Genomic DNA, 25,014 nt, shown 5'->3' with positions numbered 1-25,014 from the left:
TGTCAGGACGGAGGTGGGGCCATGGAGTTGGACGTGACCGGGGTGCCGGAACGGGTCTCGACGGGAGCTCTGCCCGGCTGGGACGATGTCGAGTCGCTACTGCACGGCGCGTACGAGCGCGCTGCCGCCGCGACGGGCGGAGTCGTGGCCGATTACATCCCGATTCTCGCGGCAGTCGACCCCGACCTGTTCGGGATCTGCGTCGCCGAGGTCGACGGGGGTGTGCACGCCGTCGGCGACTCGTCGCACGAGTTCTCGATCCAGTCCATTTCCAAGGCCTTCACGTACGCGCTCGTCTGCCAGGAGATCGGCCACGAGGTGGTGGGCGAACGGATCGGGGTGAACAACACCGGCCTGGCGTTCAATTCCGTCGTGGCCCTCGAACTCAACGACGGCCACCCGATGAATCCCATGGTCAACGCCGGCGCCATCGCGACGACCGCACTCGTTCCCGGGGTCACCCCCACCGCGAAGTGGGAGTTCGTCCAGGACGGTCTCTCCCGCTTCGCCGGGCGCCGGTTGGCGCTCGACGTCACCGTCTACGAATCGGAGGCGGCGACGAACCTGCGCAACCGCGGAATCGCCCAGCTTCTCGAAAGCTACGGCCGCCTGGACGTCGACCCGCTGGACGCCGTCGACGTCTACACCAAACAATGCTCACTCCGGGTGAACACCCGGGATCTCGCAATCATGGGCGCCACTCTCGCCGACGGCGGCGTCAACCCGGTGACGGGAGAACGAGTCGTCGACGAGTCGATCTGCCGCGACACGCTGTCGGTGCTGGCCGCCACCGGATTCTACGAACGTTCCGGGGAATGGCTGTTCGAGATCGGTGTGCCCGGAAAGAGCGGAGTGTCCGGCGGCATCGTCACGATCGCCCCGGGCAAGGCCGGGCTGGCCACGTTCTCCCCGCGACTCGATTCCGCGGGCAACAGCGTTCGGGGGCAGCGGGCGACTGCCTACCTGTCCCGGACTCTCGGATTGAACGTCTTCGCGTCCGGGCCCCACCCTCCGCGTGAAAGCAGGTCAGCATGACGATCCCCGCCGATACGTCCCGCCCGCGTGATCCCAGCGAGCAGGTGAAGGCGTCGTGGCGTCCGATGATCGGACTCGCCCTGGCGCAGGTGCTCATGTCCTTCAACGTCGCGGCGCTGCCGGTTTCGCTGGGCGGCATGGTCGAGGATTTCGGTGTTCCCCCGACGACGGTGAGCACCGCGATCGTCACCTACGGTCTGGTGGTCGCGGCGCTGGTGATGGTCGGCGCGAAGCTGGGACAACGAGTCGGCTGGGTGCTGATCTTCCGCGTCATGGTCGCCGTGTTCGCGGTCGCGGAACTGATGATGGTTCTCTCGCCGAGTATCGGCTGGGTGATCGCGGCGCAAGCGCTCGCAGGGGCGGCGGCAGCGATCATCGTGCCCGCCCTCGTCGCCCTCATCGCCGAGAACTATCGCGACGCCCAGCAGGCGACCGCGATCGGATCACTCGGATCGGCGAGGGCCTTCTCCGGGCTGTCCGCGTTCCTGATCGGTGGTGCACTGGGAACTCTCGTCGGCTGGCGGCCCGTGTTCGCCATCCTCATCGTCGTCGCCGTCGCAGTGTTCCTGCTGAGCTTCACGCTTCGCTCCGATCGCGGCAACGACGCCATCAGCATCGACATCGTCGGCGCGTTCATCATCGGTATCGCCGTCATGTCCCTGACGCTGGGTTTCAACAATCTGAACTCGTGGGGTCTGCTGACGGCATCGCCCACCGCACCCTTCAGCGTGCTCGGCGTCTCCGGCGCCCCGGTCCTGATCGTGCTGGGAATCATCCTGGGGCAGGCGTTCTTCGTCTGGACCCGACGGCGCGCCGACAGCGGCCGAGTTCCCCTGATCAGCCTCGAGGTGGTGTCGGCGTCCACCGAGCGCGCGGCCGTGTATGCGATGTTCGTCGTCGTCGCACTCGAAGCGGCCCTGAACTTCACCGTGCCCCTCTACATTCAAATCGTCCAGGGCCGAACCCCGTTCGACACCTCGCTGGCGATGATGCCGTTCAACATCACCGTGTTCGTCACCGCCATGCTCGTCGTCCGCTTCTACGGCCGGTTCAGCCCCCGCGTCATCGCCCGCTTCTCCTTCGCGCTGACCACCGGCGCCTTGATCTGGCTCTCGTTCGTGGTGACCAACAACTGGGAGACCGTCCCGACCATCCTCGGGCTCATCGTCTTCGGCATCGGACAGGGCGCCCTCGTCACCCTCGTCTTCAACGTGCTGGTCACAGCCGCCCCGAAGGAACTCGCGGGCGACGTCGGGTCGGTACGCGGCACCACCCAGAACCTCGCGTCCGCCGTCGGCACGGCCTTCGCAGGCGCGCTCCTGGTGACGCTGCTGTCGATCGGCGTCGGACAGGCAGTCGCCAGTCACGTCGACCTACCCGAAGACCTCGTCGCACAGGTCGACCTCGACAACATCAACTTCATCAGCAACGACCGGCTCGAGGAGATCCTCGACACCACCACCGCCTCCGATGTGCAGGTCGACGCCGCCGTGCAGATCAACATCGACGCCCGACTCGACGCCCTCAAGATCGGGCTGCTCACCCTGGCCGGGCTCAGCGCCATCGCCATGGTGCCGGCGAGCAGGCTCCCCAACTACCGCAGGGACGAGATCCCCGACCCCTCCCCTCACGAGGACTAGACCCGCCCCGCATCGGGGTTGTCCCCCGATCGGGGGACAACGCATTCACCCTCGAGAAGGCCCCGTCGGCGGACAGACGTCCGAGCGGCGAGAAGCCATTGTTGTCCTATGCCGCACACACCCGGACGGCAGACAACGAGGGAGCACCATGCAGAACACCCGCAAGTTCTACATCGACGGCGAGTGGGTCGAGCCGATCGGCACCGACACACTCGACGTCGTCAACCCTGCGACGGAGAAGGCCATCGCCTCCATCGCGCTGGGCGACGAGAAGGACGTCGACCGAGCCGTCACGGCCGCACGCACAGCCTTCGACAGTTACGCGTCGACGACACGCGCCGACCGAATCGAGTTGCTGAGCAGGGTCATCGAGGTCTACGGGCGGCGAATGAACGACCTCGCCACGACCATCACCCGGGAGATGGGCGCACCGGCGGGACTCGCCGCGACCGCTCAGGCGCCGTGCGGCATGGCACACCTCGCCGCGGCCCTCGATGCGCTCCGCGGGTACGAATTCGAGGAGAAGGTCGGCACCACAACCGTCGTGCACGAACCGGTCGGCGTGTGCGCGTTCATCACACCGTGGAATTGGCCCGTCAATCAGATTGCCGCGAAAGTCGCACCCGCGCTGGCGGCCGGCTGCACGATGGTGCTGAAGCCGTCCGAGATCGCGCCACTCAATGCGATCATCTTCGCCGAGATCCTTCACGAAGCGGGTGTCCCGGCCGGTGTGTTCAACCTTGTTCACGGTGACGGACCTACCGTCGGCGCCGCCCTGTCGAGGCACCCGGACGTCGACATGGTGTCGTTCACCGGATCGACCCGCGCCGGTGTCGACGTCGCGCGGAATGCCGCACCGACCGTGAAACGTGTCGCGCAGGAACTCGGCGGCAAGTCGGCGAACATCGTGCTGGTCGACGCGGACTTCGACGAGGTCATCACCCGGGACGTGATGGGCGTGGTCGTCAATGCGGGCCAGTCCTGTAACGCGGGCTCTCGGATCCTGGTCCCGTCGGACCGCATGAACGAAGCCTGCGCGATCGCGAAGGCGGCTGCCGAGAATATCGTCGTCGGGCCTCCCGACGCCGAGGGAACGACCGTGGGTCCCCTTGTGTCACAAGCACAATTCGACAAGGTTCAGCGTCTGATCCAGACGGGCATCGACGAGGGCGCAACGCTCGTCGCAGGCGGTGTCGGCCGCCCGGACGGACTCTCCGCCGGATACTTCGTCCGGCCCACCGTCTTTGCGAACGTCACGAACGACATGACCATCGCACGGGAGGAGATCTTCGGTCCCGTGATGATGTTGATCGGCTACGAGGACGAGGCCGACGCAATCCGCATCGCGAACGACACCACGTACGGGCTCTCGGGCATGGTCTCCTCGCGCGATCCACAGCGCGCACGGAACGTCGCCCGGAAACTGCGAACCGGGATGGTCCACGTCAACGGGGCACCGCTGGCCTTCGATGCGCCCTTCGGCGGCTACAAACAATCGGGGAACGGCCGCGAGTTCGGCAAATTCGGCCTCGCCGAGTACCTCGAAGCCAAGGCCATCTTCGGCGACAACGAGGACTGAGCGGGAGCGTTCCGAATTCGGCACGACAGATGCACTGGAGGGACGGATCGTGAATCCGATCATGTGGATGGGCATCGCCGGGATAATCGGCACGGCTGTCTCACCGTGGATCGCGGAACGCCTGCGCAGCAAGAATGCGCGGAAAGACCAGCTCATGAAACTGCGGCTCGCCATCTATGCAGAACTGCTGCGAGCGACGTCCCGCCTCGCAGCACAAGCACATTCGGGGGCTCCGAATCTCGCTGCGGAGGTGGAGGCAATCGGAACCGAGGAATTGGACGGCCTGCTCAGCCAGGCGAAGGTCGTCGCGGGCCCGGACGTGTTGCGACAACTCGAGGAGCTGTCGCAACACACCGAGTCGTTCAACCGAAGCGCAGATCTCGCCGCGATGGCGGGCAGCATCGCTGCGACTCGCGGGAAGGTCCAGGACGCCATCCGGAGCGAGATGATGCGCTGACACTCATCGGAGCACCATCGATCACGTCCGCGGGGAGCCGTCGCGGATTGCCCGGTACCACTGCACGATCGATTCGGTGGAACTGTCCACTCCCTCGGCGACCCCGTCCCCACCGACTGCCCGGTGTAGTTGCAGGGCTTGATCCTTGCCGAGTTCGACGCCCCACTGGTCGAACGAATTGATGTTGGCCAGCACACCTTCGGTGAAGACCTGGTGCTCGTAGAGCGCGATCAGCTGGCCGAGCACGCCGGGACTCAGCTCGGGCGCGAGAATTGTGGTCGACGGACGGTTCCCCGCCATCACCTTGTGGGGAATCAGGTCTTCGCGGACCCCGTCGGCGGCGAGATCCGCGGGGGTACGGCCGAATGCGAGTACTCTGCGCTGGGCGAGCAGGTTACTGACCAGAACGTCATGCATGCTGCCGCTGCCGTCGCTCAGCGGCAGATCGCCGGCCGGTTCGGCGAATCCGAGGAAGTCGACCGGGACCAGGCGGGTGCCCTGGTGCAGGAGCTGGTAGAAGGCGTGCTGCCCGTTGGTGCCGGGCTCACCCCACCAGATCGCCCCGGTGGAGACGTCGGTCGGCGTTCCGTTCAGCTGCACGGACTTGCCGTTCGATTCCATCGCGAGTTGCTGCAGATACGCGGGCAGGGCTGCGAGGTCGTTGGCGTAGGGCAGGACCGCCCGGGTCTCGGCGACGAAGAAGTTCGAATACCAGAAGCCCAGCAGAGCGAGCAGAACCGGTGCGTTCGACTCGAGCGGCGTCGTCGCGAAATGCCGGTCCACGGTGTGCATGCCGGCGAGGAAGTCGCCGAACGCACCTCGTCCGATCGCGAGCATCACCGGCAGGCCGATTGCCGAGCCGATCGAGTAGCGGCCGCCGACCCAGTCCCAGAACTCGAACATGTTGGCCGGGTCGATGCCGAACTCGGCCACCTTCGCCGCGTTGGTGGACACGGCGACGAAATGCCGGTCGACCGCATCCTCCCCGAGCGCGCCGGTGACCCAGGACCGGGCCGCAGTGGCATTGGTAAGGGTCTCGATCGTCGTGAAGGTCTTCGACGCGACGACGAACAGGGTGGTCGCGGGGTCGAGGCCGTCGAGGGCAGCCAGCAGGTCTGCCGGATCGACGTTGGAGACGAACCGCACCGACAGATCGGGGTGGGAGTAGGGGCGCAGCGCCTGGCACACCATCCGCGGGCCGAGGTCGGAGCCGCCGATTCCGATGTTGACGACGGTGGTGATGCGCCGGCCGGTGGCACCCCGCCACCGGCCGCTGCGCACCCGGTCGGTGAAGTCGGCCATCCGGTCGAGCACCCGATGCACGTCGGCGACGACGTCGCGCCCATCCACAGACAGTTCCGCAGATGGCGGCAGCCGCAACGCGGTGTGCAGGGCGGGCCGGTTCTCCGTGGTGTTGACCTGGTTTCCGCGAAGCATGCAGTCGCGGTGGTCCTCGAGGCCGGCGGCACGAGCCAGCGCGGCGAGCAGCGGCACCGTGTCGCGGTCGATGCGGCTCATGCTGTAGTCGATGAACAGATCACCGGCGGTGACCGTCAGATCCGCGCCGCGCCGGGGGTCGGTGCCGAACAATTCCCTCAGATGCACCGAGGCGATGTCACTGTAGTGGTCCTGCAGCCGTTGCCATTCGAGAAACGCTGTGATGCTCGGTGATACGGACGTCGCGGTCACGGGTCACGCGACCTCGACAGGCTCGGCGCTGCGGACGGCGTGCCCACCGAACTGCCGGCGCAGCGCGGAGACCGCCTTCATCGCCGGGGAGTCGTCCTGACGGGACGCGAACCGGGAGAACAGTGCCGCGGTGATCACGGGGGCGGGGACGGCGTGGGCGATCGCCTCCTCGACGGTCCACCGGCCCTCACCCGAGTCCTCGGTGTACCCGGAGATCGAGCTCAGCCCCGGGTCTTCGGACAGGGCCTGGACGAGGAGGTCCAACAGCCAGGAGCGCACCACGGTGCCCTGCGACCAGGCCCGCAGCACCGCCGGGACGTCGGCGATGGATTCTTCGGCCGCGAGGAGTTCGTAGCCTTCGGCGTACGCCTGCATGAGCCCGTATTCGATCCCGTTGTGCACCATCTTCGCGTAGTGCCCGGCGCCGATGCCGCCGGCATGGACGAACGAGTCCGCACGGTCCCCGTCGGGACGGAGGGCGTCGAAAATCGGTAGCAGCCTTGTGATGTCCTCTTCGTGGCCACCGGCCATCAGGGCATACCCGTTCTGACGTCCCCAGACGCCGCCGGAGACGCCGCAGTCGACGTAGCGGACGTCGTATTCGGCGAGCAGGGCTGCGTTCACCTTGTCGTCGGTGAACCGGGAGTTGCCGCCGTCGACGACCACGTCGCCGGGGGCGAGGAGCCGGGAGAGGTGCTCGATCACCTGACGGGTGGGCGCGCCGGCAGGCACCATCACCCACACAGCCCGGGGTTCGGGAAGGGCCTCGACGAGTTCCTCGAGGCTGCGGACGTCGCTGACGTCGGGATTCGGATCGTAGCCGAGGACGTCGTGCCCCTTCTCACGCAGACGTTCGCGCATGTTCGATCCCATCCGACCGAGCCCTACCAAACCGAGTTTCATCGTCACCGTTTCACTTTCGCCGTCGATCCGTCGAGTACCTGCTCTATGTGTAGTACCGTGCGACGCCCGGTTCACCTGACCGGATGGGGAGCCGCTACTGGTCGCCCGGCCAAGTGCTTTCGCGGCTCGCCGCTCCGACACTGATAGCCGACGCATTGTCTGAATGCGCCTGTCGAGGAGCGAATGTACGGAGTGCAGCAGAAGTGACCGTGTCTGAAGTGCAGCAGAGCGTCCCGCTCGCAAGCGAGGTCGGTGGCCGCGTCGGCGGGGAACTGGTGATCGGTGACATCGGCCCCGTGGCCGACTTGTCTTCGCTGGTGATCTTCGGCATCACCGGTGATCTGGCCCGCAAGAAACTGGTTCCCGCCATCTACGATCTCGCTCATTGTGGTCAGCTACCCGCGGGGTTCGACCTCGTCGGATTCGCCCGCGACACCTCGCGGAGCGAGCCGGTGTTGCGGGAGTCGGTGATCGCTCACGCGCGGCGGCCGTTCGACCCCGCGGTCTGGCAGGCCCTGACGCAGCGGATCCATCTGGTCGAGGGGTCGTTCGACGATCCGGGCGCATTCACGCGGCTGGCTTCGCTGTTGACCGTCCTCGATCAGCGCCGCGGCAAGCCGGACAATTACGCCTTTTACCTGTCGGTCCCGCCCTCCGCGTTCGCCACCGTGTGCGGCCAGCTTGCGGTCGTCGGGTTGAACCGGCCCACACACGGGTGGCGACGGGTGGTGGTCGAGAAGCCGTTCGGTCACGACCTGCCGAGCTCCCGGGCGCTCGAGGTCGTACTGGCCCAGCATTTTCCGCCGTCGTCGATCTACCGCATCGACCACTACCTGGGCAAGGAAACGGTACAGAACATCCTCGCGCTGCGGTTCGCGAACGGGATGTTCGAACCGCTGTGGAACAACCGGCACATCGACCACGTGCAGATCACGATGGCCGAGAGTGTCGGCGTGACCGGACGGGCCGGCTATTACGACGGCGTCGGCGCCGCCCGCGACGTCATCCAGAACCACCTGCTCCAGTTGCTGGCGTTGATCGCGATGGAGGAACCCGTCGGCTTCGACGCCGACAGCATCGCCGCCGAGAAGGTCAAGATCCTTTCCGCCACCGAGCTACTCGGCCCCCTGGATGAGACGTCGGCCCGCGGCCAGTACGGGCCCGGCATCGACGACACCGTTCTGGTTCCGGGTCTGACGGAGGAGGACGGGTTCCCTGCCGACTCGGCGACCGAAACCTTCGCCGCCCTGACCGTCGGGATCACCACCCGCCGCTGGGCGGGGGTGCCGTTCTACATCCGCACCGGAAAACGGCTGGCGCGCAGGACCACCGAGATTGCGGTCACGTTCACGCCGCCCGCTCACGGGTCGCCCGCGGCCCGCGCCGCCGGGGTCTCGAACGTGCTGGTCTTCCGCGTCCAACCCGACGACGGGATCGAATTGCACATCGGCGCCAAGCGCCCGGGCGGTGGCATGCAGATCCAGCCGGTGAGCTTGGGCATGGACTTCCGGTCGGTGTTCGATCCGGCGCCGGAGGCATATGAGCGGCTGATCGGTGACGTCCTCCGCGGGGACGGAACACTGTTCCCCCGCCGCGCGGAAGTCGAGCACTCCTGGCGGATCATCGACCCCCTGCTGCAGCACTGGGCCACGCACGGCGGGCCGGATACCTACCCGGCGGGCACCTCGGGCCCCGCTTCCGCCGACGACATCCTGAGCCGCTCCGGCCGGGTGTGGCGCACGCTCTAGGTTTCAGCGCACTGGTCCGGTCGACCCGATGAGGGTCGACCGGACCTTGTGCGCCCCACGTGCGTGGCAAAGTGTGCCCCGGCACGCTTTGCCGCTCACCTGTCTTTTGTCGTTCCCGGACACGCGAAATACCCTGAGCAGCGATCCTGCTCAGGGTATTTCGGGTGTCGGAAGACTACTTGGTGAGTGCGTCCTTGAGTGCCTTCGCTGCAGCGGCCGGGTCGGCAGCGCTGTAGATGGCGCCACCGGCGACGGCGACATCGGCACCTGCATCGCGCACGGCCTTGATGGTGTCGACCTTCACGCCACCGGCGACCGAGAACGGGACGCCGGCGATCTTGCCGTCGTCGAGCAGGGTCTGGATGGAGTAGCCGGGCTGGGCCTGCTCGTCGAGACCGGCGTGGATCTCGACGAACGCGACACCGAGCTTGGCGATCTCGCGGGCCCGCTCGACACGGTTCTCGACACCGATCAGGTCGGCGACGACCTTCTTGCCGTGCTTCTGACCGGCCTCGACAGCACCCTTGATGGTGGCATCACCAGCGGCACCGAGGACGGTGACCAGGTCGGCACCGGCGGAGAACGCGAGGTCGGCCTCCAGGAAACCGGCGTCGGCGGTCTTGAGGTCGGCGAAGACCTCCTTGTCCGGGTGCGCAGCCTTGATCGCGCTGATGGCACTGAGGCCGGCGCTCTTGATCAGCGGGGTGCCCAGTTCGATGATGTCGACGTACGGGGCGACCTTGTTGGTCAGGGCCAGCGCGTCGGCGGTGGTGAGAAGGTCGACTGCTACCTGCAGCTTCGTCATGTATTTCTCCTGTTTCTTTCTTTGGGGGTTCAGAGGGTGGTGCTGGTTCAGCCGATGTTGGCGTGGCGTTCCCACAGCCGTTCGGCGGTCTGGTCCGCGTGCGACCACAGCGCCTGGAACAGCGCGTCGAAGGCGAGGAGGACGGACTGCTCGAACAGGCTGCCCGCGTACTGCGCGGTGATGGCGGCGCTGTGGTCCTGCTTGTCGGCCGCCGGGAGCACGAGGATCTCGTCGGCCCGCTGCGCGAGCGGCGACTCGGCGGCGGTGGTGACCGCGACGACGGAGGCGCCGACCTTCCGGGCGGTGTCGGCGGCGCCGATGACCGAGGCGGTGGTCCCGGACCCCGACACGGCAATCAGGACGTCGCCCGATCCGACGGCGGGGGCGGTGACCTCACCGGCCACGTGGACGCGCAGGCCGAGGTGCATCAGGCGCATCGCGGCCATCTGCACGGCCAGGCCGCTGCGTCCGTTGCCGATCACGAACACCGCGCTGGCAGAGGTGATCAGCGCGCCGGCACGGTCCCACTGTTCGGCGGCAACGGAATTGAGCAGCCGCTCGTTCTCGTTCAGCACGATGCGACGCCCATCGTCGAACCGTGTTCGAGTGTCTTCGATGGTGACGGTCATGATCCTCCTCGGTATAGCGGGTCCGGTCGTGGAGACAAGATTGCCGAGCCCGCACCGCGACGGCACCCGGTCGCTCGACGAGTGCGCGCTGGCCGGATGGCCAGTGCCGCCGCACACCGATCGGCCCTACGGTGGATCCCGTGGTAAGCGTCGAGGACACCGATCGGAAGCAAGCGCAGTCGTGGGCGGACATGCGCGCGGTGATCACGGGCCCGCTGCCGGACATCGCGGCGCGCTTCTCCCGGTATCTGACCTCGCTGTGGTCCCATGAGGCGCTGGTGATCTTCACGTGTGAATGCACCGGGCGACCACGGAAGGTCGCCGGGAACCGGGAGATCGTCGACCGCGTCACCATCGACGAACTCGACGCCCTGAAGAAGTCGACCGACCTCGGCACGGTTGTCGACGGGGTCCACATTCTCGGAGGGGCCCGGCGCCCGCTCTGGGTGGTGCGCGATGCCACCGACACCTTGCTGGTCATCGTGCCGAAGAGGGTGCAACCGGAACCGCCCGACCCGGACCTGATCGTCGCCCTGTTCGGGTTCGTCGCCACCTCGATCCGTCAGCAGGTCGCGCAGGCCAGCCCCGACTACCTCGCCGAGTCCCGCGCCGCGTCCAGTGAACGGGCCCGCACCATCGCCGAACTCACCGAAATTCACGACGCCACCCTGTCCTCGATCCTGGGGACACTGCGATCCAACGACCTCGACGATCGCCGCTCCCGCATCACCGCGAGTGAGACGGCGTCGGCGGCGTTGATCGCGCTGCGGTCGGCGGGCGACGCCGACCGCGCCCTCTCCGAGGAGGCGGTGACCACCGCGTTCGCCCGGTTACAGGGAGAGCTACGTCCGCTGCTGCGGCATTGCGAGGTCGAGATCGACTACGTCGAGCCCCCGGCGGACGGGCGACCGCTCCCGGGCGAGATCGCGCATGCGGCCAGGGCCATGGTCCGCACCATCGTCCTGGCGTTCGGGGCGCAACCGGTGCTGGCCCGGCTACGGGTCGCATGGGACTGCGACGGCGACAACGTGCTGCTCGAAGTTCGCGACCAGGGCTCCGGAGCGATCGACGGCAGCGCCCTCACCAGGCAACTGGCCGGGCGACTACACACCCTGCGCGGCCGCGTCGACATCGAGAGCATCGCCGGGTGGGGTAGTCGGGTGTCGCTCGTGATTCCGCTGGATCCCCCGGCCGCTCGCCCGGACGAGCACCTGTTGTCCACCCTCAATCCCCGGGAACTCGAAGTCCTCGCGCACCTGACGGTCGGCAAACGCAACAAGGCCATCGCCTCCGAACTGGGCATCAGCGAGAGCACGGTCAAGTTTCACGTCGCCAGCGTGCTGCAGAAACTCGACGTCACCAACCGCGGCGAGGCCGGTGCGATCGGAATTCGCGCCGGCATTTCGCCCGACGCGACGATGGTCACCGGCGCGCGCCGCTAGGCGACGCGTCAGCGTAGATCGCGGTGAGGGTGTCGATCAGCGCGGCGAGCCCGGTGGGTGGCAGAGGCGTCGGATTCAGTTGGCCACCGACGCAACCAGATAGCTCGGCGGCGCGATTCCGTCCAGCGCCAGTGCGACCGCGGCCCGGGCGGCGACGGGCCCGACCAGGTTGCCGGTTCCGTTGTACCCTCCGACCGCGAAGACGCCGGAACGCACCTCGCAGCACAGGGGACGACCGTCGGGAGTGAAGCCGACGGACGCCGCCCATCTCCGTGTCACCGACACCGGTCGGCCGGCCATCCGTTCGGCCACCCTCTCGATGTGGGACTGCACCGGCCGGGTCGGCTCCGTGTCGGACGTCCACTCGGCGTCGGCAAACAGGTCGCGGCCACCGCCGACCAGCAGTCGGCCGTCGGCGGATTGCTGGGCGTAGTCGTATCCCCACCGCCCGTACACAGGGCACGGCAGCCGCGGCGGCAGTCCGGGTGCGGTGCCGAGCATCTGCAGTCGCGCGGTGCGGACTCGGCCGGCTAGTTCCGGAAGTACCTGCTCGAGCCTCCCGTCCACGGCCACCAGAATCACCGGTGCGCTCACCGTGCCGTGCGCGGTGTGCACGACTCCGGGCTCGAGTGCGGTGACCGGCGAATTCTCGTACAGACTGGCCGAATTCCGCAGTATCGATGCGAGACCCAGTACTCGGCGCGACGGGTTCGTCGCCGCGTCGTCGGGCAGGAATATCCCCTGCCCCAGTTCCCCGTCGTAGGTTTCGACTGCGATGTCATTGTCCCGCAGTGCCTGTGCGAGGTTGGCGCAGTCCTTCAGTTCTGCTGCCCGCTCGGCGGCCTCGGCGTCGTCGACGGGATCGCCGGGGAGTCCGGCCAGCCGGATCGACCCGGTTCGCGTGATCACGTCGGGGCCCAGGACGTCGGCGAGGTGGTCGAGTTCGGCGAGCGTCGCCCGGTACAGGTCCACCGACGCCGCACCCCACTCGGCGACCGACGAATGCAGGAACACCGCCGGACCACCCAGCAGGAATCCGCCGTTCCGTCCGGCCGCGCCCGAGGCAACGCGACCGGAATCGAGGCCGACGACCGTGAGTCCGCGGGCCGTCAGTTCCTCGACGGCGGCGAGACCGGAACCACCGAGCCCGACGACGCACGCATCCGCGGTCACGCGTGATTCCAACCGCGGCAACCCGGCCCACGCCGCCACGACCGGGTCATCGTCCCACGCGCACCGTGAATCCACGACGGACACGGCAGCTTTCAGTCGGTGAGGTCGAGGGCGGCGCGGACGATGCTGTCGGTGTCGATACCGTGATACCGGTACACCTCGTCGAGGGACCCGACCTGCCCGAACCTGCTGACCCCCAGCGCCGCCCCGGGCACCTGGTTGATGCCGGTCAGGAACGCCAAAGTGTGCGGGTGCCCGTCCAGAACGGTCACCATCGGCGCCGCCCGCCCCGCCGGGAACACCTGATCCAAAATCCACGACGACCCCTCGGTCAGACCACGCCGCGCCTGCACCGCCTCGAACAACAGTCCCGCACTGGTCACACACACCACATCCGCAGCAATGCCCTGCTCCGCCAACCGGTCCGCCGCAATCAGGGTTTCGGTGATCACCGCACCCATCCCCACCAACGTCACCACCGGCCGCTCCGCATGCCGCAGGCTGTACGCCCCCGCCACCACCTGCCGGCGGCGACGCTCCCGCGCCGCCGGATCCGACGGCACATTCGCCAGGGTCTGATCCACCGGCCGGGTCGAGAGCCGCAGATACGACGACGACCCATCCGGGCGACCCAACCGGCCAATACCGTCGAGCAACGTCCATTCGGTGTCGATCGCGAACGCCGGCTCGAAACTCACACACCCCGGCTGCTCGAGCCCGATCGACGGCGTCTTGATCGACTGATGCGCCCCACCCTCCGCGGCCAGGGTCACACCGGAGGGGGTGCCGACCAGGATCGACTGCCCGCCCGCATAAATCCCGTACGACCACGGTTCGAGGGCCCGTTCGACGAACGGGTCGTACATCACCCCGATCGGGAACAGCGGCTGCCCCCACCGGCTCCAGGTGGCGCCGAGCTCGCCCATCAACCCGACCAGGTTGGTCTCGGCGATCCCCAACTCCATGTGCTGCCCGGTCGGCTTCTCCCGCCAGTGCATGATCGTCTCGGCGTCGTCGTCGAACCAGTTGCGCCGCTCGTTCGGTGACCACACCCCGACCTTGTTCAGCCAGCCCGCCAGGTTCGTCGTCGACGACACGTCCGGGCTGACCGTGACCACCCGCTTCGCCGCGTCCGGGGCCTGACGGGACAGATCCAGCAGCGCCCGCCCCAGCGCCGCCTGCGTCGTGGACGTCCCCGACGGGGTGCGCCCGATGTCCGCGGGGACCGACGGCGGGGTGGCGAGTTCGACCTTCTTGCGCGTCAACGTCTCCGCGGTGGCCGCGCACACCCGACCGGGCACACTATCGGCGGCGAACCGCGCCCACGGATCGTTCGGGTCCATCCCCAACTCGGCCGCCAACTGCTGGTATTGCTCCACCGTCAGCAGCGACGAGTGATTCTGCGGATGCCCCTGCGTCGGCAGGGCGCGGCCCTTGATGGTGTAGGCGATGATCACCGTCGGGCGGGTGTCGTCGATCCGCGCGTACGCCGCCCGGAGGGCGTCGAGATCGTGCCCGCCGAGGTTGCGGATCGCCCGCAGCAGGGTGTCGTCATCCAACTCGGCGATCAGGGCCGCGATCGCCGAAGCGTCAATGCCGTCGCCGGGCAAACGACGGCGCAGTTCCTCGGCGCCGCAGCGCAGCAGCCGCTGATACTCCGGGTTCGGCATATCCAAAATCCGCGACCGCAGCGCCGGACCACCCGCCCGGGTGAACAACGACTCCAGCAGCGTCCCGAACTTCACGGTCAGCACCTGCCACCCGGCGGCGGAGAACATCGCCTCGAGCCGGCCGGCGGCGATGTTGGGGACCACCCGGTCCAGCGACTGCCGGTTCAAATCGACGATCCACACGATCTCCCCGAGTTCGGCGACCGAGGTGTCGAGGATCGCCTCCCACACCGCGCCCTCGTCCAGTTCCGCGTCCCCGACCAGGGAGTACTGCCGGCCCGTGCCGGCGCCGCCGATGGTGGTGTCGACGTACCGTCGGGCGATGGCACCCCAGATCGGGGCCGTCGCACCGATCCCGACGGAGCCGGTCGAATAGTCCACCGGATCCGGATCTTTCGCCCGCGACGGGTAGGACTGCAGGCCACCGAACTCCCGCAACGTCGTCAGGTACTTCTCATCCAACTCCCCCAGCAGGTAGTTGATGGAGTGCAGCACCGGCGATGCGTGCGGTTTCACCGACACCCGGTCCCCCGGCCGGAGTTGTTCGAACCACAGCGAGGTCATGATCGTCGCGATCGACGCACACGACGCCTGATGCCCACCGACCTTCAGCCCGGTCGGGTTCGGGCGAACCCGGTTGGCGTGGTGGATCATCGACGTCGCCAACCACAACACCCGCTGCTCGATCTCGACGAGTGCTTCCGGAGTGATCGAGCGCGGGGCGAGTTGGTTCGTGTGGGCATCGATCGTGCGGGCGTCGTTCATGGTTTCGTCCTTGCCTGTGAGTTCCTGGCACCGGATCCGATCCTCCTCGGCCCAGTTCGTGAGCGAGGCGGATCGGCGGTGACGGGCAGGCGGACCTGTGGGAACCAACCTCACCGCATCTTCGAGGTCCTGTGTGCAGATCTCTCACAACAGTCGAACATCGGAACGCACTTTGAGCAATACCAATGCTCAAGTTTGAGCATCCTGCGCATTTTCGGAGCCGACGCCGCGGCCGACGGTTGGCAAAATGCCCAGCACGACCGCCGTCGATACCGCCCGGCGCTACCCTGACCGGGAGGGCTGTTCACCGCGCACACCAACTCAGGGGGATCGATTTGACCACCACACCAGACCGCGTTCGCACGGCGTTCCCGGACATCAGTTCGCGCGCGTGGGAGCACCCCGCGGACCGGGCGGCGCTTGTCACCCTGCGCACGCTGAAGGGGTTCGACACCGTCTTCCGGACCATCTCGGGTCTGCTGCAGGAACGTCAGCACCGGCTGATGTACCTGGCCACGTCGGTGCGCGTCGACGAACGGCAGTTCAGCGATCTCCACGACCTCCGCAGCGACTGTGTGCGGATCCTCGGTGCCGACGAGACCCCTGAGCTGTTCGTGCTGCAGACCCCGGTGGTGAATGCCTTCACCATCGGCATGGACCGGCCGTTCATCGTGGTCACCACCGGGTTGCTCGACGCGATGAACTACGAAGAGCAGCGGTTCGTCATCGGTCACGAACTCGGTCACGCGCTGTCCGGGCACGCGGTGTATCGCACGATCCTCATGCATCTGATGCGGCTGGCCGGGACCATCGGCTGGATGCCCATCGGCGGGTGGGCGTTGCGCGCGATCATCGCCGCGCTCATGGAATGGCAGCGTAAGTCCGAACTGTCCGGCGACCGTGCCGGATTGCTGTGCGGGCAGGACGTCCACACCGCACTCCGCGTGCAGCTGAAGCTGGCCGGCGGTTCCCGGGTGAGTGAGATCGACACCGACGCGTTCCTGGCCCAGGCCGCCGAATACGAGGCCAGCGGTGACCTCCGCGACGGCGTCCTCAAGCTCCTCAACATCGAACTGCTCGCCCACCCGTTCTCGGTGCTGCGGGCCGCCGAGTTGAAGAAGTGGGTGGACAGCGGCGCCTACGCGGCGATCCTGCGCGGCGAATATCCGCGCCGGCACGAGGACGACGACGCCAAGATCAGCGAAGAGTTCCGCAAGGCAGCGAAGACGTACAAGCAGAATTTCGACGCGTCCAACGACCCGCTGATCCGCATGCTTCGCGAGATCGGCAGCGGACTGGGCACCACCGTCGACGCCGTCGGCAACGGTGTCGGCGACGTCGCGGCCGATATCAAGGATCGGTTCACCCACTGGCGCCGGAACTCCGACGGCAAGAGGGACTCCGAGGGCAACAACGACAGCGACAACTGACCGGAAGCCGCCGGTCGGCCGGGCGCGATTAGTGCGCGCCCGGCCGACCCCTCAGTCGGCCATCGCCTCCGCCAGTTCCTCGACCTCCTGGATGACCGGTTCGGGCACCCGCACCGGTCCGGGGGTGTAGGTGACCGACTGCAGTCGGCCGGTGAACCGGAACGTCCCGCGCCGTTCCCGCAGATCCCACACCACCGGTCCGCGGGCGTCGACACCCACCGAGATCCCGGTCCACGGCGCCATGCCGACGAGCTGAAACTGGTCGTCGAGGGTGGCGACGTCGGTGGTCACCCCGGCCGCGTCGGTGAGCGCGACGGTGAAGTTCCACCGAACGGATTCGGTGGCCTCGGCCCGCACCTGCACGCCGACCACACCCTCGCCCAGGGGCGCCGACGTGTACGCGATGCGGCCGTAGCTGTTGACCGCGAACACGATTCGACCGTCCTCGACGTAGAGCACGTAACCGCCGTGCGGATCGCCGTGCGCGACGAGCACACCCTCGTCGCCTGCGGCGATCTCGTGGGTGGCGACGTCGATGGTGAAGTCGCGGTACTGGACCAGCACACTGGACCGGTAGCGTTCCAGCGTGGGTGTGCCCGCGAGGATCTTCACCGGTTCCGCGAGCCGGCGCTCGTCGGGCCGGCGCTGCACGGCCTTGCGGTCGTTGAGGATCGGGAACACGGTGTTGTGCCAGGCCGCGCGATCCCACGCCTCGGCGAGTTCCTGCACCTTCTCGGGGAAGAGGTGCGCGACGTCCGTGGTCTCGGCGGGGTCGGATTCGACGTCGAACAGTTGCCACTGCGGATCGTCGACCCGGGTCGGATCCGTGTGCAGCGACAGCAGTTTCCAGCCGTCCCGGTAGAACCCGCGGTGACCGCCGAACTCGGCGTACTGCTCCGTGTGCGGGGTCGGCTGCGCGGCGTCCCGGAGGATCTCGGCGATGCTGACGCCGTCCCGCTCCTGGGCGGGAAGCCCGTTCCGGTGGGTCGGCGTCTCCAGTCCGGCGAGGTCCAGGAGGGTCGGGGTGATGTCGGTGACGTACGAGTAGTGCTTGCGCAGCCCGGTGTCGCCCTCGTCGCGCCGGAGCCCGGCAGGCCAGGACAGCAGGAACGGCACCCGCACACCGCCGGCGAACGTCTGGCCCTTGTAGAACCGGAACGGCGTGTTCGACGCCTGACCCCAGCCGCGCGGGTAGTGGACGCCGATCTTCTCCGAGCCGATCAGTTCCTCGTCGTGCGGGACGTCACGCACCCAGTCATTTGGTACCGGCCCGTGCACGAATTGACTGAAGTACGAACGGGTCCCCGCCGCACCACCTTCGGCGGTGCCGCCGTTGTCGGAGGTGAACACGATGATGGTGTTGTCGGTTTCACCGAGTTCGTCGAGGGTGTCGAGGACCCGGCCCACGCTCTGGTCGATGCTGTCGACCATGGCGGCGTAGACCTCCTGGTACCGGACGAACCGTGACTGCTCCTCTTCGGTGAGTTCGTCCCACGGCGGGGCGTCGTAGCCGGGTTCGGTGTTCCGCTCGGCGATCGGCGTTCCGGGAGGGAAGAATCCGGCCTCGACCTGCGCGTCGAACCGGTTGCGTCGCACGGCGTCCCAGCCCTCGGTGTAGCGGCCGCGATACTTCGCGAGGTCTTCGGGCTTGGCCTGGTGCGGCCCGTGCATGGCGATGTGCGAGAAGTACAGGAAGAACGGCTTGTCGGCGTCGTGGGCGCGCAGGCTCTTGATGCGGGCGACGGCCTTGTCCGTGATGTCGTCGGTGACGTAGTAGTCCGACGGATATTCCTCGACGTCGACCACCGAGTTGTCGGAGATCAGCTCGTTCGGGTAGTAGAACGAATTCATCCCTTCGAGCGACCCGTAGTAGCTGTCGAATCCGCGCTGCAGCGGCCAGGAGTCGCGGGTGCGTCCCGGCGCGAGGTTGGTGTCGCGCGCGAGATGCCACTTCCCGACCGCATGCGTGGCGTACCCGTTCGCGCGCAGAATCTCGGCGAGGCTGAGCGCGTCGTCGGCCAGTTCCATCCGCAGTCCGGGGAAGCCGGGGTCGAAGTTCGCGACGCTGCCGTACCCGGCACGGTGCGGGTTCAGGCCGGTGAGCAGCGCGGCGCGGGCCGGTGAGCAGACCGAGGTGGTGTGATAGTTCGACAGCCGGTAGCCGCTGTCGGCGAGACGGTTGAGGTTGGGGGTGTCGATCTCGGAGCCGAACGGCCCGATGTCCGAGTATCCCATGTCGTCAATGAGGATCACCACGATGTTCGGCGCGCCGGCCGGGGCCTTCGCCTCCGGCTTCCACCACGGCGTCGACTCCGCACTGGTCCGCCCGACGTGTCCGCCGAATCCGTCGTACCCTCGCGCGCCCGACGGGATCTGCTGTTCGCCGGAACCCTGCCTGTTTCCGATCGCTGTCGAATCCGTCACAATCACAATCCCTTTCACTACCCGGGGCGTGTTTCCCCAGAGAATCGGAGAAATATTTCCCCGTTCAATCCGGGAAATACTACGGTCGCTCGCGGGCCCGTCGAGTACTTAGAATCATGAAGATTTCAACCACTGTGCGAGCTTGGTCGCGCGTCCGGGCCGGTGCTAGCTTCGATCCCATGGGTACTCCGACCAGCTGTGACCGCGCCTGCGTGCGGTGTCGCTGCCGTAGCTGAACGTCCCCTCACGCCTCTCGTCGTCCGGACTTCTCGGTCCGGGGTGTTCACGGGTCCCGCGTATCCCTGCCTTTCCATTTCCCTTCGGGTGACCCTTAGGACACAGCTATGTCTTCTCGTTTCCCCACGTCGACCGCGCGCCGGCGGCGAGGCGTTCTCGTCACGGCGGTGGTCGCCGCGCTCGTCGTGCTGGCCTCGGGCTGCACCTCGGCGGTCGGCCTGCAGCGGTCGGGTACGGCAGCGGAACTCCAACCGGGACAGGACGTGCCCACCGGCGGGACGGCGCGGATCGGTGTCGGCGCCGACCTGATCCCCGCGACGTTCCTGTCGCTGGGCAACAACCCGACCAACGGCGGGGTGTCGGCCAACGTCTTCGACACCCTGGTCCAGTACCCGCACGACAGTCTCGATCCGGAGCCCCGGCTGGCCACGTCGTGGCAGTTGTCGGACGACGGACGCCGGCTGGAGTTGGCGCTGCGTGACGATGTCCGTTTCCACAACGGCAAGGAGTTCACGTCGAGGGACGTCGAATTCACGTTGCGGACCTACACCGATCCCAGTTGGAACGCGCAGTTCCGGCGCACCGCCGCAACGATCACCGGGTTCGACACCAGCGACCCCCACCGCATCGTGCTCACCCTGTCCCAGCCGACCGGGAACATCTTCGACCTGCTGGCCGTCGCGCCGATCCTCGACGGCGACACCGTCGACGGCCTGAAGGAGGGGCGGGTGTTCAACGGCACCGGGCCGTTCACGTTCGTCTCCTGGCAGCCGAAGGTCGCGCTGTCGCTGGCCCGCAACGCCGACTACTGGGGTGGTCCGCCCCACCTGGACGGTGTGACGTTCGCCGTCGTGTCCGACGATCAGGCGCTGGTGACCAAGTTGCGGACCGGTCAGATCGACGCCGCCTACGGCCTGCCCTCCCTCGACGCCGAACTCGCCGTCTCCCGCGGCGGATTCCGGTCCCACGTGCTGGAGGGGGCCGAGTCCGATCAGTACATCGGGATCAACGTCTCCGCACCGCCACTGAACGACGTCCGGGTCCGGCAGGCGATCGCCTACGCGATCGACCGGGATCGCATTCTCACCGACGTCTATCGCGGGAAGGGTTACGCGTCCAGCCTGCCGTGGCCGCGGACCTCGCCCGCCTACGACGACCAGACCGCGAACACGTACGGCCGCGACGTGGACCGGGCGCGCGCACTCGTCGCCGAGATCGGTGACGTCCCGGCCATCCCGCTGAACTACCCCGCCGACCGCACGTCGCGGATCATCGCGGAGATCATCCAGGCGAACCTGCGCGACGTGGGTATCGACGTCGACCTGATCCCCACTGACACGGCCCAGATGACCAGTCTGCTGGTGGCAGGGCAGTTCCCGGGGCTGTGGGTCACCCAGCACGGATTCGCACAGATGACCCCGTCCACACTGGCCGTCGCCGCGTTCCCGTTCAACGCGGTCAAGAACGCCTCCAACTTCCTCGACCCGGACTACCAGGCGCACGCGGTGGCGGCGTGGCAACAGCAGGACCCCACGTCACCCGAGGCGATCGCCGCCTACCGGGAGTTGAACGCCGACCTGCTCGATTCGCTGTTCCTGGTGGAGATCGGGGTGGTGCAGACCGAGGTCGTGGTGTCCACGAACCTCGGCGGGTTCGACTGGTCCCGCACCAACGATCCGCGCTTCGACTCCACCTACCTGCTCCGCACGTGATCCGACGACCGCCCGCACACCCACCGACCCAGGACTCGACATCATGGTGACCTATCTGGCCAGGCGGCTCCCGTCGGCCGTCCTCGTGCTCTTCCTCGCTTCACTCCTCATCTTCGCCATCCTCCGCCTGGTGCCCGGCAGCCCGGAGGAGACACTCGCCGGTGCGGACGCCTCGCCGGAACAGTTGGCGGCGGTACGTGCCGATCTCGGTCTCGACCGGCCGCTGGTCGCGCAGTACCTGTCGTGGCTCGGATCCCTGTTCCGCTTCGACCTCGGCAAGTCCTACATCGTCGGCGGCTCGATCGGTGACCTGATCGCCTACGGCGCCCGGAACACGGTGGTGCTGGCGGCGTCCGCCCTGCTGATCGCGGTGGTGTACGCGCTCGTCGTCGGCACCGCGTCGGTGATCTTCCGCAACCGGGTACTCGACGCCGTTGTGACGGTCAACAACTCGATCGCGGCGGCGCTGCCCATCTTCATCACTGGGACGCTGCTGGTGCTGCTGTTCGGGATCCTGTGGCCGATCCTGCCGTCGGGCGGCACCCCACCGGACGGGTTCCTGACCCGGCCCGACATCGCCGCGCAGTACCTGCTCCTCCCGGCGGTCACCCTGGCGATTCCGGCCGGCGCCGCCCTGACCCGATTTCTGGTGGAGTCGTTGCACACCGAACTGCGGCAACCGTATGTCGTGACGGCCCGGTCGATCGGCGTCAGCCGTCGCCGCGTCGTGCTGGCGCACGCGCTGCCGAATGCCCTGCCGTCGGTGCTGACCGTGCTCGGGCTCACCGTGGGCGGTCTGCTCGGCGGGGCCGTGCTCGTGGAATCGATCTTCGTGTGGCCCGGGCTCGGACTGCTCACCGAGGAAGCGATCAACAGCCGCGACTACCCGCTCGTGCAGGTGTTGCTGGTTCTGTCCGTCGCGGTGTTCGTGGTGCTGCAGTTGCTCACCGACGTGGCCCACGCGTGGCTGGATCCGCGTATTCGTCTGGGAGGACAGGCATGAGCGAGTTGGTCGATCGTGACGTGACGGCACCGGCGGTGCCGCCATCCGAGGGTCCCGCGGACCTTCTGCCCGGTCTGGTCCCGGAAACCGCGGCCGATCGGGATCCACGCCGCAGCACCGAGTCGCTGTGGCGCAGTGTGACACACGGCCGAGGGCTGGCCGGCGCAATCCTCGTCGGGATCGTGGTGCTCCTCGGGGCGCTCGCCCCGGTGCTCGCGCCGTTCGCACCGGACGAGCAGTTGGACGCGTCGTTCCTCCTCGGCCCGAGTTCCGCGCACTGGCTGGGCACCGACGACGTGAACCGTGACGTGTTGTCCCGGGTGTTGTTCGGGATCCGCGCCGACCTGCTGATCGTGTTCGTCGCGGTGCCCGTCGGTGCGATCCTCGGATCGGTGATCGGTCTGATCGCCGGCACCCGCGGCTACACCGATGTTCTCGCCCAGCGGGTGTTCGACGTGATCCTCGCGTTCCCGGCGCTCGTTCTGGCGATTGCGCTGACCGCCGTGCTCGGGCCGGGCGTCCAGGCGGTCGTGCTGGTGATCGTCCTCGCCGAGATACCCGTGTTCGGCCGGCTCATACGTACGTCCGTATTGAAGGTGCGCGAACTGCCCTACGTCGAGGCCGCCGTGGTCTCGGGCGCGAGCACCGGCTGGATTCTGCGGAGGCACGTGTTGCCGAACTCGGTCGAACCACTAGGAGTGCAACTGGCACTGTCGATGTCGATCGCCGTGTTCATCGAGGGCGCGATGAGCTTCCTCGGCATCGGCGTGGTTCCGCCGACTCCGTCGCTCGGCTCCATCCTCAGCGACGGCAACCGCTACCTCGAGACCAACCCGCTGTTCGCCGTCGGACCCCTGGTGGTCGTGTCCCTGCTGACCCTCGGCTTCCTGCTGATCTCCCAGGCATTCGCGCACGCGCGGCGCCTGTAGAAAGGACCACTCTCGTGACCGCAGCATCCCCAACTCCTGCCCTCGAAGTGACGGACCTGCAGGTGGCGTTCAGCCATCCGCGCCCCGCCGTCCGGAGCATCGGTCTCCGTGTGGATCGGGGCGAGATCGTCGCGCTCGTCGGCGAATCCGGGTCCGGCAAGTCGATCACCGCCCGCGCCGCGATGGGACTGCTCCCGCCCACCGCGACCGCGGCCGGCTCCGTGAAGGTCGACGGCGTCGAGGTGCTGGGCGCGTCCGAACGCGAACTCGACGCCGTCCGCGGTGGGCGGGTCGCGATGATCTTCCAGGAACCGCAGACTGCGCTCAACCCCGTCCGCACCGTCGGCTGGCTGATCGGTGAGGCCCTGCGTGCACACGGCCACGCCGGTCGAAAGCGGTTGCGCGAGCGCGCCGTCGAGCTGCTGACCCTGGTGGAGATTCCGGAGCCGGCCAAGCGCGTCGACTACTACCCGCACCAACTCTCCGGCGGCCAGAAGCAGCGTGTGGTCATCGCGCTGGCACTGGCCAACGACCCCGTGCTACTCCTGGCCGACGAGCCCACCACCGCGCTCGACGTCACGGTGCAGGCCGAGATCCTCGCCCTGCTCCGTCGGCTGCGGGACCGTACGAACGCCGGCATCCTGCTGATCACCCACAACCTGGGTGTCGTCGCCGACATCGCCGACAGTGTGGTGGTACTCCAACTCGGCGAGGTCGTCGAACGGGGCGAGGTCACCGAGATCTTCGCGCGACCCGGGCACGGGTACACCCGGCACCTGCTCGACTCCGTCCTCCGCCTCCCGCAGCCGACCGAGGTCGCGGAACCCGCCACCGGGGTCGCCGAGACGAGCACCCCGGTACTGGACGTCGACACCGTGTCGGTCGTCTACCCCGGCCGGCGCGGTCAGGCAGCGTTCCGCGCGCTCGATGCCGTGTCGCTCAGGCTGGCCGCGGGCGAGGTGCTCGGTGTGGTCGGTGAGTCCGGTTCGGGAAAGACCACCCTGGGTCGCACCATCGCCGGATTGATTGCTCCGGCGACCGGGACGATCCGCGTCGACGGCCGCGATGTGGCCGCCACCCGGGGGGCGGCGCTGCGCGAACTGCGCCGCCGGCTGGCGTTCGTGCCGCAGGATCCCGCGGCGTCGCTCGATCCCCGCTTCACGCTCGAGGAGAGCATCGCCGAGCCTCTCGACATCCACCGGGTCGGCACCCGCGCCGAGCGGCGGAAGAAGGTTACCGACCTGCTGGAGGCGGTCCGGTTGCCTGCGTCGTTCGCCACCCGGCTGCCGTCCGAGTTGTCCGGCGGTCAGCGTCAGCGGGTCGCGTTGGCCCGGGCACTGGTGCTGGAACCCACCCTGCTGATCGCGGACGAACCGACGAGTGCCCTGGACGTCTCCGTGCAGGCCGATGTGCTCGAACTGTTCGCCACCCTCCAGCGTGAACTGGGTTTCGCCGCCGTGTTCATCAGCCACGACCTCGCCGTGGTCGAGCGGGTGTCGACGACGGTCGCCGTGCTGCGCGCCGGGCAACTGGTCGAGATCGGTCCCGCGACGAGCGTGCTGACCCACCCGCAGCACGACTACACCCGACGGCTCGTGGCGGCGCTGCCCATCCCGGACCCCGTCGCTCAGCGGGCGCGCCGGCAGCAGGCGGCGACCGTGTGACCTGCATCGCCCGAAACCCGTGGCAGAACGTGATCTGCGCAATGAAAGGGGCCACTTTTACACGCGCGTAAGAATTTCAG

General features: G+C 67.8%; 18 protein-coding genes. 11 read left to right on the top strand and 7 right to left on the bottom strand.

From position 1 onward, the window contains the following. Nucleotides 1-21: 21 nt before the first annotated feature. The 4 genes from glsA (at nucleotide 22) to JWS13_RS28045 (ending at nucleotide 4,711) form a co-directional block, all read left to right on the top strand. On the top strand, nucleotides 22-1,035 hold the full coding sequence (gene glsA / locus JWS13_RS28060) for a glutaminase A (protein ID WP_124391443.1): 1,014 nt from the start codon (nucleotides 22-24) through the stop codon (nucleotides 1,033-1,035). Next, entirely contained in the window at nucleotides 1,032-2,675 is a 1,644-nt protein-coding gene (locus JWS13_RS28055) for an MFS transporter (protein ID WP_206008683.1), read from the top strand. Before glsA ends, JWS13_RS28055 begins: the two co-directional genes overlap by 4 nt. A 148-nt stretch (nucleotides 2,676-2,823) precedes the next feature. Next, nucleotides 2,824-4,254, top strand: a complete 1,431-nt coding sequence (locus tag JWS13_RS28050; protein WP_206008682.1) for an aldehyde dehydrogenase family protein — start codon at nucleotides 2,824-2,826, stop codon at nucleotides 4,252-4,254. A 49-nt stretch (nucleotides 4,255-4,303) separates the two neighbouring features. Beyond that, the gene (locus JWS13_RS28045) at nucleotides 4,304-4,711 is read left to right on the top strand and encodes a hypothetical protein (protein WP_206008681.1); all 408 of its coding nucleotides are present in this window, start codon (nucleotides 4,304-4,306) and stop codon (nucleotides 4,709-4,711) included. Between the two features lie 21 nt (nucleotides 4,712-4,732). On the opposite strand, the gene pgi is transcribed toward JWS13_RS28045, so the two are convergent. Continuing rightward, complete coding sequence (gene pgi / locus JWS13_RS28040; protein WP_241032347.1) at nucleotides 4,733-6,400, bottom strand: glucose-6-phosphate isomerase; 1,668 nt, start codon at nucleotides 6,398-6,400, stop codon at nucleotides 4,733-4,735. Between the two features lie 3 nt (nucleotides 6,401-6,403). Continuing rightward, entirely contained in the window at nucleotides 6,404-7,459 is a 1,056-nt protein-coding gene (gene gnd / locus JWS13_RS28035; RefSeq protein ID WP_259375276.1) for a phosphogluconate dehydrogenase (NAD(+)-dependent, decarboxylating), read from the bottom strand. 47 nt (nucleotides 7,460-7,506) lie between these two features. Between gnd and zwf the strand changes: the two genes are divergently transcribed. Then, the gene (gene zwf, locus JWS13_RS28030) at nucleotides 7,507-9,051 is read left to right on the top strand and encodes a glucose-6-phosphate dehydrogenase (protein WP_241032346.1); all 1,545 of its coding nucleotides are present in this window, start codon (nucleotides 7,507-7,509) and stop codon (nucleotides 9,049-9,051) included. A 175-nt stretch (nucleotides 9,052-9,226) separates the two neighbouring features. Here zwf and hxlA read toward each other — a convergent pair whose 3' ends face one another. Together hxlA and hxlB are read right to left on the bottom strand one after the other, a co-directional pair. Beyond that, complete coding sequence (gene hxlA / locus JWS13_RS28025; RefSeq protein ID WP_206008679.1) at nucleotides 9,227-9,856, bottom strand: 3-hexulose-6-phosphate synthase; 630 nt, start codon at nucleotides 9,854-9,856, stop codon at nucleotides 9,227-9,229. Nucleotides 9,857-9,903: 47 nt separating this feature from the next. Next, entirely contained in the window at nucleotides 9,904-10,485 is a 582-nt protein-coding gene (gene hxlB, locus JWS13_RS28020) for a 6-phospho-3-hexuloisomerase (RefSeq protein ID WP_206008677.1), read from the bottom strand. A 191-nt stretch (nucleotides 10,486-10,676) separates the two neighbouring features. Between hxlB and JWS13_RS28015 the strand changes: the two genes are divergently transcribed. Continuing rightward, on the top strand, nucleotides 10,677-11,927 hold the full coding sequence (locus tag JWS13_RS28015) for a helix-turn-helix transcriptional regulator (RefSeq protein WP_206011752.1): 1,251 nt from the start codon (nucleotides 10,677-10,679) through the stop codon (nucleotides 11,925-11,927). A 75-nt stretch (nucleotides 11,928-12,002) separates the two neighbouring features. On the opposite strand, the gene JWS13_RS28010 is transcribed toward JWS13_RS28015, so the two are convergent. Next, nucleotides 12,003-13,175, bottom strand: a complete 1,173-nt coding sequence (locus JWS13_RS28010) for an NAD(P)/FAD-dependent oxidoreductase (protein ID WP_206008676.1) — start codon at nucleotides 13,173-13,175, stop codon at nucleotides 12,003-12,005. 17 nt (nucleotides 13,176-13,192) lie between these two features. Further along, the gene (locus JWS13_RS28005; protein WP_241032344.1) at nucleotides 13,193-15,535 is read right to left on the bottom strand and encodes a transketolase-like TK C-terminal-containing protein; all 2,343 of its coding nucleotides are present in this window, start codon (nucleotides 15,533-15,535) and stop codon (nucleotides 13,193-13,195) included. A 335-nt stretch (nucleotides 15,536-15,870) separates the two neighbouring features. Between JWS13_RS28005 and JWS13_RS28000 the strand changes: the two genes are divergently transcribed. Continuing rightward, nucleotides 15,871-16,965, top strand: coding sequence for a M48 family metallopeptidase (locus tag JWS13_RS28000; RefSeq protein ID WP_206008673.1), 1,095 nt, complete (start codon nucleotides 15,871-15,873; stop codon nucleotides 16,963-16,965). A 51-nt stretch (nucleotides 16,966-17,016) separates the two neighbouring features. Here JWS13_RS28000 and JWS13_RS27995 read toward each other — a convergent pair whose 3' ends face one another. Continuing rightward, on the bottom strand, nucleotides 17,017-19,389 hold the full coding sequence (locus tag JWS13_RS27995; RefSeq protein WP_206008671.1) for an arylsulfatase: 2,373 nt from the start codon (nucleotides 19,387-19,389) through the stop codon (nucleotides 17,017-17,019). Nucleotides 19,390-19,733: 344 nt separating this feature from the next. Here JWS13_RS27995 and JWS13_RS27990 point away from each other — a divergent pair, with 344 nt between their 5' ends. Genes JWS13_RS27990 through JWS13_RS27975 form a run of 4 tightly spaced genes read left to right on the top strand, consistent with a single transcriptional unit; the run spans nucleotide 19,734 to nucleotide 24,934 of the window. Next, nucleotides 19,734-21,338: an ABC transporter substrate-binding protein gene (locus JWS13_RS27990; RefSeq protein WP_206008669.1), complete on the top strand. Its 1,605-nt coding sequence runs from the start codon at nucleotides 19,734-19,736 to the stop codon at nucleotides 21,336-21,338. A 43-nt stretch (nucleotides 21,339-21,381) separates the two neighbouring features. After that, the gene (locus JWS13_RS27985; RefSeq protein WP_206008667.1) at nucleotides 21,382-22,341 is read left to right on the top strand and encodes an ABC transporter permease; all 960 of its coding nucleotides are present in this window, start codon (nucleotides 21,382-21,384) and stop codon (nucleotides 22,339-22,341) included. Further along, a complete protein-coding gene (locus tag JWS13_RS27980) occupies nucleotides 22,338-23,270 on the top strand; it encodes an ABC transporter permease (protein ID WP_206008665.1) in 933 nt (310 codons plus the stop codon). Before JWS13_RS27985 ends, JWS13_RS27980 begins: the two co-directional genes overlap by 4 nt. 14 nt (nucleotides 23,271-23,284) lie before the next feature. Further along, entirely contained in the window at nucleotides 23,285-24,934 is a 1,650-nt protein-coding gene (locus tag JWS13_RS27975; protein ID WP_206008663.1) for a dipeptide ABC transporter ATP-binding protein, read from the top strand. The last annotated feature ends 80 nt before the right edge of the window (nucleotides 24,935-25,014 follow it).

This window comes from Rhodococcus pseudokoreensis, assembly GCF_017068395.1.
In the GTDB taxonomy this organism is placed as follows: domain Bacteria; phylum Actinomycetota; class Actinomycetes; order Mycobacteriales; family Mycobacteriaceae; genus Rhodococcus_F; species Rhodococcus_F pseudokoreensis.
This window is presented reverse-complemented; position numbering and strand designations above follow the sequence as displayed.